9 protein-coding genes are annotated in these 11,685 nt (G+C 39.6%); 8 read left to right on the top strand and 1 reads right to left on the bottom strand.

What is annotated here, in order from left to right:
* Positions 1 to 79: 79 nt before the first annotated feature.
* Positions 80 to 655 (bottom strand): hypothetical protein, encoded by a 576-nt coding sequence (locus tag ACM0OT_RS03015; RefSeq protein WP_414562599.1) that lies wholly within the window; start codon positions 653 to 655, stop codon positions 80 to 82.
* 290 nt (positions 656 to 945) lie between these two features.
* Here ACM0OT_RS03015 and ACM0OT_RS03020 point away from each other — a divergent pair, with 290 nt between their 5' ends.
* The 8 genes from ACM0OT_RS03020 (at position 946) to ACM0OT_RS03055 (ending at position 11,668) form a co-directional block, all read left to right on the top strand.
* Positions 946 to 2,301 carry a UDP-N-acetylmuramoyl-tripeptide--D-alanyl-D-alanine ligase gene (locus ACM0OT_RS03020; protein ID WP_414562851.1) on the top strand — a complete coding sequence of 452 codons (1,356 nt, stop codon included), beginning with the start codon at positions 946 to 948 and terminating at the stop codon, positions 2,299 to 2,301.
* A gap of 2,043 nt (positions 2,302 to 4,344) precedes the next feature.
* Complete coding sequence (locus tag ACM0OT_RS03025) at positions 4,345 to 4,959, top strand: hypothetical protein (protein ID WP_414562601.1); 615 nt, start codon at positions 4,345 to 4,347, stop codon at positions 4,957 to 4,959.
* A 44-nt stretch (positions 4,960 to 5,003) separates the two neighbouring features.
* Positions 5,004 to 5,381, top strand: a complete 378-nt coding sequence (locus ACM0OT_RS03030; protein ID WP_414562603.1) for a hypothetical protein — start codon at positions 5,004 to 5,006, stop codon at positions 5,379 to 5,381.
* The gene (locus ACM0OT_RS03035; protein ID WP_414562604.1) at positions 5,329 to 8,076 is read left to right on the top strand and encodes a hypothetical protein; all 2,748 of its coding nucleotides are present in this window, start codon (positions 5,329 to 5,331) and stop codon (positions 8,074 to 8,076) included. Before ACM0OT_RS03030 ends, ACM0OT_RS03035 begins: the two co-directional genes overlap by 53 nt.
* Positions 8,077 to 8,152: 76 nt before the next feature.
* Positions 8,153 to 8,920, top strand: a complete 768-nt coding sequence (locus tag ACM0OT_RS03040; RefSeq protein ID WP_414562606.1) for a hypothetical protein — start codon at positions 8,153 to 8,155, stop codon at positions 8,918 to 8,920.
* 118 nt (positions 8,921 to 9,038) lie between these two features.
* On the top strand, positions 9,039 to 10,088 hold the full coding sequence (locus ACM0OT_RS03045) for a hypothetical protein (RefSeq protein ID WP_414562608.1): 1,050 nt from the start codon (positions 9,039 to 9,041) through the stop codon (positions 10,086 to 10,088).
* A 29-nt stretch (positions 10,089 to 10,117) separates the two neighbouring features.
* Positions 10,118 to 10,945, top strand: a complete 828-nt coding sequence (locus ACM0OT_RS03050) for a hypothetical protein (protein ID WP_414562610.1) — start codon at positions 10,118 to 10,120, stop codon at positions 10,943 to 10,945.
* A gap of 36 nt (positions 10,946 to 10,981) precedes the next feature.
* A complete protein-coding gene (locus ACM0OT_RS03055) occupies positions 10,982 to 11,668 on the top strand; it encodes a hypothetical protein (RefSeq protein ID WP_414562612.1) in 687 nt (228 codons plus the stop codon).
* Positions 11,669 to 11,685: the final 17 nt, after the last annotated feature.

Raw genomic sequence — 11,685 nt, forward strand, 5'->3', positions numbered from 1 at the left:
GATAAAACTTAAGTGTGCCAAAGAAGTCTAACTTCCTTGGCACTATTTTTGTCTTTAATTGACCAACGAAACTGAGTTTTTAATTCATCGGTAGCGGGGTGATTCCTGGTTCAGCAGGGCTTTCTTCAGTGCCTGGCGCTGGTGTCATGGTTTCTGATTCGTTTTCTTCTTCAGCAGGGCTTTCTGGAGTGCCAGCGTCTGGCGCGATCATTCCTGGTTCGGAGCTATCTGGAATGGTAGTACCAGGTGCTGGTGTAATGGTTTCTGGTTCGGTAGAGCTATCTGGAATGGTAGTACCAGGTGCTGGTGTAATGGTTTCTGGTTCGGTAGAGCTACCTGGAATGGTAGTATCAGGTGCTGGTGTAATGGTTTCTGGTTCGGTAGAGTTATTTAAAGTGCCAGGTGCTGGTGCTGGTGTAATGATTTCTGGTTCGGTAGAGCTACCTGGAGTTGTAGCACCTGGTTTGGTGGGAGTTTCTTCTTCGGTAAGGCTGTCAGATTCGGCTCTCGGTGATAGTGGGGTACCACCTGGACAACGAGAATTGAGCGGAGATGCCTCACACAAAATTTCGAGACCTTCGGGTGACAACTCGATTTCTTTAACTTCAGCGGTGGCAACATTAGTGGTTAGCGCCAATGTTAGAGCTGTACCCATCAGGGTCAAATATTTTCTCTTCATTCTGTCATTAACCTCACATCTGAAACAGTCCGTCTTCAATGAAGGTCATTTTATGCATAGATAGCTAACCACTCAGCGTCCCGTTACGAAAACTGTAACGAATTGCAAAGCAAACCATATAGTTTTATTACCAAAAAGTGATGGGCTAGGGGTTAGGGGCTAAAAATTTTTCTCCTTCATCTTCCCCAGTTTCCAGTCCCCACAACACCAGAAAATTTGTATACTTGGTTGTTTCCCAACTGCAACTAAATTTATACCTGATATTTATGCCTTTGTCTGCTACCCTTTCCCAACTGTTAGAAGTTCTTTCGGCTCAACCTGTGAATTTATCTGAGACTGCTTTAGCCCAAGTAGGTAGCACTATCCAAACAGATACTCGGATTTTGCAACCAGGTGGAGTGTTTTTGGCGTTACGAGGCGAAAATTTTGATGGACATGAGTTTGTGGCTACGGCGATCGCTAAGGGTGCTTTAGCTGCTATTGTCGATTTTTCTTATGAAAATACCGAATTGCCTGTATTGCGGGTTGGTAATACTTTAGAGGCATATCAAAAAATTGGCAGATGGTGGCGCGATCGCTTTGATATTCCGGTGATTGGGGTGACGGGTTCTGTGGGCAAAACCACAACGAAGGAACTGATTGCAGCCGTTTTGGCAACCCAAGGTAAGGTTCACAAAACCTATGGAAATTTTAATAACGAAATTGGTGTACCTAAAACCTTATTAGAACTCGGTATAGATCATAACTATGCTGTAATTGAAATGGCAATGCGCGGCCGGGGTCAAATTGCTGAATTAACGCACATAGCACGTCCGACTGTGGGGGTAATTACCAATGTAGGCACAGCGCATATTGAGTTGCTGGGTTCGGAAGAGGCGATCGCAGAGGCTAAATGTGAGTTATTGGCCCAAATGCCCCCAGATAGTGTAGCCATTCTCAATCATGACAATCCCTTACTGATGGCTACGGCGGCGAAAGTTTGGTCAGGGGAAGTTTTAACTTATGGTTTAACTGGTGGTGACATCCAAGGATCATTAATTGATCATCAGACAATCAACGTTTCCGGAATGGAATTGCCTTTACCTTTGGCTGGCCGTCATAATGCCACAAATTTTTTAGCGGCTTTAGCAGTGGCGAAGGTTTTGGGCATTGATTGGTCACATTTAAAACAGGGTGTTGTAGTGAATATGCCCACGGGGCGATCGCAACAATTTAGTTTGCCCAATGATGTCTTAATTTTAGATGAGACTTATAATGCTGCACCAGAAGCGATGTTAGCAGCGTTGCATTTATTGGCAGATACACCCGGAAAACGTAAGATTGCGGTGTTGGGTGCCATGAAAGAATTAGGCGAGCGATCGCAACAATTGCATGAAAAAGTCGGTGAAACAGTACAACAGTTGCAATTAGATGGTTTGCTGGTATTGGTGGATGGACAAGATGCCGAAGCGATGGCTAAAAGTGCCACAGGTATACCCTGTGAGTGTTTTGCTACTCATGCCGATTTACTAGCCAGATTAACTACATTTGTCCAAGCAGGCGATCGCTTATTATTCAAAGCCGCCCATTCGGTGGGACTAGATCGCGTTGTTAATCAGTTGCGTGCAGAATTTTCTCCTTAATCCTCAAAACAAATGTGGAAAAACATTGTTATATCAGAGCTAATTGTCACTCAAAAGGTCAACAATAATGTCACATAACATCTTTTTTTTGGTGATTAATTTAAATAATCAAGCCTATGGGATGAAATATTTAGACATCAATTATTATATGAAAAACCAAATTTGAGTAGACAAAAAAAAAGTCCGCACCAGCGGACTTTTAAATTGGATAAGGTTAGGTTCTTAACAAGATGGACTACAACTTGTTAGAGGTTATCTTTATTGTTTATGCATAACTAAAAAAAATCAAGTATCTCTCAAATAGACTTTAGACTTAATTCCTATATTTATGTCTTTTCTAACAAATGAAATATTACATCAACAATACAGAGTTTTTACTGCCTGTTTTTTCAGTAATTTATTCTGAAAATGCCACACTTGATTTGTGGTTGCGCCCAGAGTAATTTATATCACTTATCAAACAGATATAAATCAGAAAATTATGTCTGTATTCTTGGCTTATGGGAAATAAATAGTTGGCGAAAATTAAATCTATTTATGGAGCTAGGAAACTAGGAATAGGACAACAGGACTTATGCAACCAAACACGTATGTTCGTCATTGCAACCGTAGGGTAAAGCCCTAACTAACGATGGATGGCTGCGCTTACCGCGTAGCGTACCGGAGGCTCTAGCAATCTCAAAGCCTTGATTTTCGTAGCGAGTGCGTAAGTCCTGTGAATCTCGTATAACTAGAAGTCACGTATACCTGACTATATCTTTGTTATTCAAACATAGAGACAGCGCGATGGGCGGGTTCCCCGACTTGTAGCAAGTGGCGTGGATTTAGGGGGATCAAGCCACATTTTGTACGCAGCACAAAGATGTGTGTACACCGTAGCTCATCGCAGGAGAAAGATTTAGAGAGAGGTTTTCCAGATACCGTAAAAAGTTAGGTGTGTACACGTAGCCCAGTCACCCTTTCTTCCCCGGCTCTCCTTGCTCTCTTCTACTAGTACCAAATTGTTGCAGTTAAACTCTATTTTTCTGTATCTTTACTATTGTCATTCATTCTTGTGTGTTTCTACACTGGACATTTTGCTACCTATCCAGTAACCTAATCCTGTTGGTCGCAAATAAGGGATAATAAACGGGTAACAAATGATAGTACTACGTAAAGTTTGACCTTGATTGTAGAGTTATGATGAATTTCACCGAACAAACACTCAATCAACAACATCTCACTAGCTACAATCCCCGAATTGAACTGAAAAACACCAGATATTACTCAACTAATCTCAGATTTCTGTTGACAATCAAGTAAAAAATACATAAAGGATATCCGAACACTGTTAATATTTAAGACTGGAAGCCTACACGAAATGAACTAAGCGATCGCCAAATCATTAGCTCAATGCAGTGTAAACAGTTACGCCATTCTCCGTGCCTATCTAGTGTTTTCCACAAGTAGGTTTTTCAGTCATCATCTTATCATCTTGAAGTTGTGAAAATTACTTTTAGCTGGCATCAGTTGTTCTGTAAGCCAACTTCCCAAAAATCCACCCATCTCTGGACTACTTGCTGCCTAACATGTCAAGTAAATAACATGAAAGATTTTAGGCATCTCATATCAAATCTCATTTTGATCACAATTTAGGTTTAGAGGAAAAAAATTTTTTCATTATCACTACTCACCTCACTCATAAATCAGGTAATCAATAGGTAAAAAAACTAACATTTATAATGACTATAATAGAGAGTATCTTCGGCTGCCGAATTACAAATTTATCTGCATCCATCTTCTTTTCTGGGCAGTTAATTCTTACTTGTAATACCTCACACATGAGGGAATGGCTATGTATTTTAAATAAAGTACTTAACTTAATGTTAAGAATTGATTAATACATCCTTAATAACATGTTCCTAAATGAACATATATGATGTTTTATGTGTTTCATTTACTCACACTGATTTCTAAAGATGAAATCTTAGCGGGCGTTAAATGGTAAAACTTTTAAGGATGAATATCACTAATAGTTGTTATAGATAACAGGGAAATGAGTAAATGTTTAGAAATCACAGTGTGAGAAAATTCGACCAAAATTTAAATGATAGTGCAACGATAACATCTGGCAAGTCAAGAAAAATATGGTCATTATGGCGACTGCGGGTGGTAGAATCGCTGCCTTTTTTGATTGCTTGCGCTGTATTTTTAAGCGTTGTTAGCCTGAAAAGCCCCATGCTGGTATTTTGTTTGCTGGTTGGTAGTTTAATAACAATAATCTTCCAGCAAGTTGGTCAGCTCGTTAGTTTACCGCAGCGATGGCTGATACTATTACAAATATTTGCAGCAGCCATCATCCTCAGTTTATTTTGGTTAGACTATTTTGCAGGGACGGCAAACGCACAATTTTTTGGTAGAGCCGAAAATTTTTTTAGAACTACTTTAACAGAAGGTACAGGCAGCAATACTAATACCCAAGCAGCAGTCAGTTTAATATTCAACGTGTTGCGAGCAATTTATCTACTCTATATAGCTGTTTCTCTCATTGGTGTCATTAATGCCGTCCGTAAAGATGAAGATTGGCAAAGTATCGCTAGAGTTCCCTTATTAGTAGTGGTTGCTGTAACTGTCGCTGATGTGCTGACAGGCTTTGTAATTGGGGATAGCAGTAACTAATTCATCTCTTATGAGTCAGATGAAGTAAAGTTAAGAAATGTCTTATGTCTCAAGAACGAGAACCAGAATTTCGTCCAGTCAATCAAATCCTAGGATCACAACCATCATTAGGGCCAATTCCAGCTGATCAAATTTTCCCTTGGCTGGTAATTGTGTTAGCTGCTTATTTTATTGTCAATGGAGTTTTCGGAGGAATTTTTGCCGACGATTTCCAAAGATGGTTGTGGACAGTATTGATTGCCGGCTGGGGGATAGCAACTTGGTGGATATTAACTGGTGGTAGGAGTTGGCGGTTTTTAAGCAAATTTGTTGGAGTTCCCACTTGGACAAGAGGCTTTGCTCGTTATCAAAGCTTGCTAGAAGTTAATCATGAAGCAAAAAATCGGAAAACAAAGCGTCGTTCTCGCAGGTCAAGAAAGTAGATTGACTCCATTTGAAGATGCGTTACATTTGGCGACAATGCTCCGCATTTCGCTGAACGGACGCGATATCGGCGCTTACATTTTAAATAAAGGAACTCAAAAAGATAAGTTTTGCTTTGTCTTTGGTTTTGAATGCCGAGGTATCCATACCACCTTAAGAAGTGAACAAATAGACACGATTTTTAATAACATCGAATCAGGGTTAAAAGATATTCCTGAAGGTGAAAAAATGACCTTACATATGGGGTCTTTTAGTTCAGATAAACAACGCCAACACGAACTAGGCGACTTGGTAAAGCACACACCATCACGGGATATCAAATATTTACTGACAGCCGAAAGAGCCAGAATTCAAGAACTGACTAATTCGGGGATTCGCAAGCCAAAATTTCTCAAAATTTATGTTACTTATACCATAGAACCAAATACAACCCAAGCAGACGACTGGATTGAAAAACTTTTATCCAAAGCTGAAGTATGGTGGTTAAAATTCAAAGGTGAACTGGCAGATGTGCAGAATCAGCGCATTGAAACATTAATCATCAAAGCTTACCAACAAGGTTTTTCCCGATGGGAACAGTTGTTATCTAACAAAATGGGTTTAGATGTTAAACCTTTAAATGCTGATGAATTATGGGCACACGCTTGGCAGCGATTTAATGATACCCCACCTATAGAAATTCCCCAATTAATTCATTTAGATGAAAATGGATTACACGAACAAGTAAATTCAGATTTACCTAGTACCAAATTACTGATAGAAAATATTCACAGCACAACCTTGTTGATGGAGTCTGGTGTACCTTGTGCCGACCGCCGTTGGGTTAATGTGAAAAACAAGTATATTGGCGCGTTGACATTTTTAGAAAAACCTGGTGGTTGGCAGAATAAATTTTCTCAGCTGCGTTATTTATGGGAGCTACTGGCTAGAGAAACAGTAGTAGATACAGAAATTTTTTGTGAGTTAACAGCTGCTAACCCAGCATTAGTCAAAACTACTTTGCAACGAGTGTTAAAACAGTCAAACATGACAGCACTCATGGCTCAAGAAAAAAGTAAAACTATTGATGTCAACGCGCAATTAAAGTTAAAAAAATCCGTAGCAGCCCAGGAACAATTGTATGAAGGAGCGGTGCCAATATATACGAGTGTAGCGATTTTTGTGCATCGTCCCAGCGTGGAACAATTAGACCAAGCCACAAGATATATTGAAAACTGCTTTCAACGCCCAGCCCAGGTAATTAGAGAAATAGAGTATACCTGGAAAATTTGGCTACAATCTTTACCCATAGTTTGGGAAGGTTTGTTAGTTAAACCCTTTAACCGTCGTCAATTGTATTTAACTAGTGAAGTTCCTGGGTTAATGCCCTTAGTCATCACCAAAGCTGGAGATAGCCACGGCTTTGAGTTGATTGCTGAAGAAGGAGGAACACCCATACATCTAGATTTATTTAACCAACACAAAAATTTAGCACTATTTGCGACAACTCGTGCTGGTAAATCAGTATTAGTGTCAGGAATTTTAACTCAAGCCTTAGCTCATGGTATTCCCGTAGTCGCCTTGGACTTTCCCAAACCTGATGGCTCATCCACCTTTACCGACTATACCGAGTTCATGGAGGGCAATGGCGCTTATTTTGATATTTCCAAACAATCAAATAACTTATTTGAACAACCAGATTTGCGATCGCTTTCTCTAGAACAACAGCGCGATCGCCTGCTCGATTATACTGGCTTTTTAGAATCGGCTCTCATGACAATGGTTTTGGGGTCATCCACCGAAAGTCAACTGCTAGCCCAAACAGTACGTTCCCTCATCAACTTAGCTTTAAGTGCTTTCTTTGCTGATGCAGGTATTCAAGAGCGATATAAACAAGCTATAGCTGGAGGATTTGGTAGTGAAGCTTGGCAAAAAACCCCTACCTTAAAAGACTTTCTGTATTTTTGTTCACCAGAACATCTGCAATTAGAATCTCTCAGTGGCAGAGTTGATGATGCCCTCAGTCAAATTCAACTGCGCCTGCGGTTTTGGCTTTCTAGCCGCGTAGGACAATCCATTTCTGCACCATCTAGCTTTCCCACAGATGCCCAACTTTTAGTTTTTGCCCTGCGAAACTTATCAGATAACGAAGATGCAGCCGTATTATCTTTAAGTGCTTATTCTGCGGCGTTGCGACGTGCATTAAGCAGTCCAGCTTCCATCTTCTTTATTGACGAAGCCCCAATTTTATTTGAATTTGACCAAATTTCTGATTTAGTCGGCAGAATTTGCGCCAACGGTGCTAAAGCAGGGATTCGGGTAATTTTATCAGCACAAGACCCTGATACCATTGCCAAATCCAAAGCCGCATCCAAAATTCTGCAAAACTTAACCACACGTTTAATTGGTCGTATCCAGCCAGTAGCAGTAGATAGTTTTGTCAGCATCTTAAAATATCCCCGCGATATTATTTCTCGCAATGCCACAGAAAGCTTTTTCCCTCGTAAAGAAGGCATTTATAGCCAATGGTTGTTAGATGATAACGGCATTTATACCTTCTGTCGTTACTATCCAGGATATGAACAATTGGCAGTAGTTGCTAACAACCCCAATGAACAAACTGCACGCCAACAAACAATGCTACGTTACAACGATAAATATGAAGCAATTTCTGTATTTGCCCGGCAATTAGTAGCTTCGTTGCGTGGTAGTTAATTGAGATAAAAACTAGTAAACATTCAATATTGACCGAGAATAGCTACACACTTTTTTCATGTTATTTCAGGGATATATGCGAAAAACTACCTTTTTTACACTGGCTTTTTCAGGGTTGTTAGTCCTACCAGCAATGGCACAATTAGGCAATGTTTGGACTGACTTTCAATCTTACTCTGTAGATATGCAAAATTATCTCAGAAATAATCTCAGCGAAACCGTAAGACCTCTGGAAACAAGAAGTCAAAATGCTTTAAATAATTCCTCAGGAGAATTGAATATACCTAACCCCATAGAGGCTGGTAACAAAGCGCGCCAGGATTTATTGTTTAATCCCACAACAGATAAGTTTGAGAATAATCCAGTTGTGCGAGCCAATGCATTAAGCAATGAAATTAATCGTTTAATTACCCGTAGTTCCATAGAAAGTATTATGGGTAGAGATGGACAAGTACGATTAAAATCCAAGTTGCAAAATACTGAGGCTATTCTAGATAACATTGAACAACTTTCTCAGGATTCAGATAATATTTTTCAAAGACTTGTTGATGCTGCTGCTAAGTTAGCCGAGCAAAATCCATTAGCTTCCCTAGAAAGCCAGAAAGGTAATTTGCAATTACAAGCCATTAAACTCCAACAAGAACAAACAAAAATTATTAGTGAAACCCTAGCGCAATCAATTCAAACCCAGCAATCTCTGCAATACTCCAACTTAAATTTAGCCAATATTTCCCAGCAAATGGAAGAAATGAATCGCTCTCGCAGAGTAGATGGATCAACTGAGGCGGCTAGACTACTTCGCACAACTTCCCAAGTAGATTTGTGGGGTAGAGAAGAAAATTAGTAAAACAATCTTAAATACTTAATAGCGTCTTTTGCGGTTCGTTAAAAAAGACCTGACTACAACATCAAGCAAACTATCCCTGCATTTAATTACCTTCCCTAAAAACCCGTGAACCAAAATGCATCTGCATCTTTTACAAATATTTCCTGAAATTGGCATTAATGAAACCCTAGACAGTGGTGCAGCAACTGCCAGAAGTATGGCAGAAGGTTGGGATAATCAATGGCTAGATTTATTACAAAATAATACTAGCAACAACTTATATGGAGCGCTAACAAATCTGGGTGTGTTTTTCGCTGTGGGCACTTTATTATTTTTCATGGTGCAGTGGCTCAAAGATGTCATCTACAGTGAATATTCTCGCCCCATATCCGGTTTGATTTGGCCTTTTATTGTCGTTGTACTATTAAGTAATGCCGGAAATGGCAGTATACTTTCGACATTGACATTGGGTGTACGAAACTTTATCAACACAGTCAATCAGCAAGTAGTCACCACAGCCGATGCGGAACAAACTTATCAGCAAGCATTAAATATGAGTTTGGCGGAAGAAGTAGCTGGTTCTTTACTACGTCCTTGTCAGTCTTTGACTGGAGAACAACAAACCCAATGTTTTGCTAAAGCCAGCGACCAAATTGATAATTTGTGGCGAGAATATAGAAATTTATATGGTAATAGAATTTGGATTCAAAGACTAGAAAATCAGGTAATTTCGCTGAAGTTTGGTACAGGAAATATCTCGGATACTACCTTTAATTCATTATTGGGTAATACAGCCCAAACCAGCATCAAAAGCTTTTTGATTTCGTTGCAATATGCCTTTCAAAATTTAATTGAAGCGACAATGTTGCTGATAGCAGCTTTAGGGCCATTAGCTGTAGGCGCGTCTTTGCTACCTGGGGCAGGAAAGCCGATTTTTGCCTGGATGACAGGGTTTTTCTCGGCGGGAATTGCCAAAATATCATTTAATATCATTGCTGCGGTGACGGCTGCGGTAATTATTAATGGGCCAGCAGAAAATCCTAATGCTAATCCTGACTTAATGTGGTTCATAATCTTTCTAGGAATTTTAGCCCCATTGTTATCTTTAGTGGTAGCTGGTGCTGGGGGATTTGCGGTTTTTAGTGCTATTAGTAATACAGCGGCTTTGGTAAAAGACAGAATTTAACTTTGGGTAGACAGGGTGAAAATAAGACAATGGTGAATTTACTTAACAAAAGAAAACAAACAGGTAGTAGTATTTTAACGAGCTTTGCGATCGCTACCTTCAGTTTGCACGTCTTGGTATTATTTTTATTCATCTTGCAAGGATTGAATATTCGTCAACTCAGCCTGAGAAAGCCACCCAACTTTGTCCAGATGATCGACGGACAACCGCTAGTTGCTACTGATGATTTAGCTAGAGACTCCGAAGTTATTCGCCAATTTGTCAGTCAAACCATGACAACTATGTTTAACTGGTCGGGAACTCTCCCAGTGCAAACCATTGAAGAAGCCGCAAAACCCCAACCAGACCCAGGAATTACAGTCAGAACACCACAAGGTGGTAGCCAAAAAGTAACTACCAGTAGTTGGGTAGCCGGTTTTGCCATCTCCGAAGATTTTCGTAAAGGTTTTTTAAGTGCGATCGCCGAAATGACACCGCCGGAAGTATTTTCCAATAATCCTAACCAAGCTATGTCAGCAGAGTTAGTAATTCAACGCATTTATCCTCCCGAACAAATTGCTCCTGGTCAGTGGCGAGTTGGTATGGTAGCCGACCTGGTGCAGAAAAAAAGAGATGATGATCGTAAAAGTATTACACCTTTTAATAAAGATTTTTTAGTCAGAGCAGTAGATTATTTTCCCTATCCCCTATCGGATACTCGTACAGATATTCAAAAAGCAATTTATAGTAATCGTGCCAATAAATTAGAAATTTATGAAATGAGAAACTTGTGTTTAGTAGATGACTATAGTGGTCTGAATGATGATAAATTCAATCCCTGTGTAAATGGCTCTAACAATAATAACTTTACAAGATAAAACAAGAACTTTAAACATGATCAATTTTGAATATTCATGCAACTAATCAAACCAGAAAATAAAAAAAGTAGCATCCTGCCACTTTTAGCCGTAGTCACATTCGGTTTGCATCTATTTACTTTACTCTTACTCTTGTTCAACGGTTCTCTGTTGCAGGATTTAAAACAGCAATTAACACCCAGAAGTCTAGTACAACTCACAGATGGCCGGGCAATTACCGTCGATCCCAATCCAAGTTATGAGCGACATCCAGAAACAATTCGCCGCTTTGTGGGTGAAACCATGACCCTGATGCTTACTTGGTCACGTCAACAGCCGCCCATGACAGTATGGGAAATTAGTTCACAACTTTTAGCTAATAATTTAAAACCAAAGTTTCAGGCAGAAATTACTAATTTAAATTCATCCGCACAATTTGCAAATATCAATCAAGGAACAGAATATGTCTTAGTAATCGAAAGAATTTCTCAACCAGTTACCTTAGATGATGGTAGTTGGAAAGTAGAAATGCTGGCTAATCAATTAACCTTTAGTGGTTCTAATAATCTGGGAACATCAACCCCATTCAATAAACAAATTTTAGTACGAGCCATCGATCAACCAGCAGCTTCACTACCGGCAAATCCACTACCGTGGCATTTAGCAGCTTATCGTCTAGGTGAAGCTAGACTAGAAATTTATCAAATATGTGACATAAAAGAAAGTAACTGCTCCGGAAATTAAAATTCAGTAAATTTTAC

Origin of the sequence: Anabaena sp. CCY 9613, from assembly GCF_963920895.1 — a bacterium.
In the GTDB taxonomy this organism is placed as follows: domain Bacteria; phylum Cyanobacteriota; class Cyanobacteriia; order Cyanobacteriales; family Nostocaceae; genus Cyanocohniella.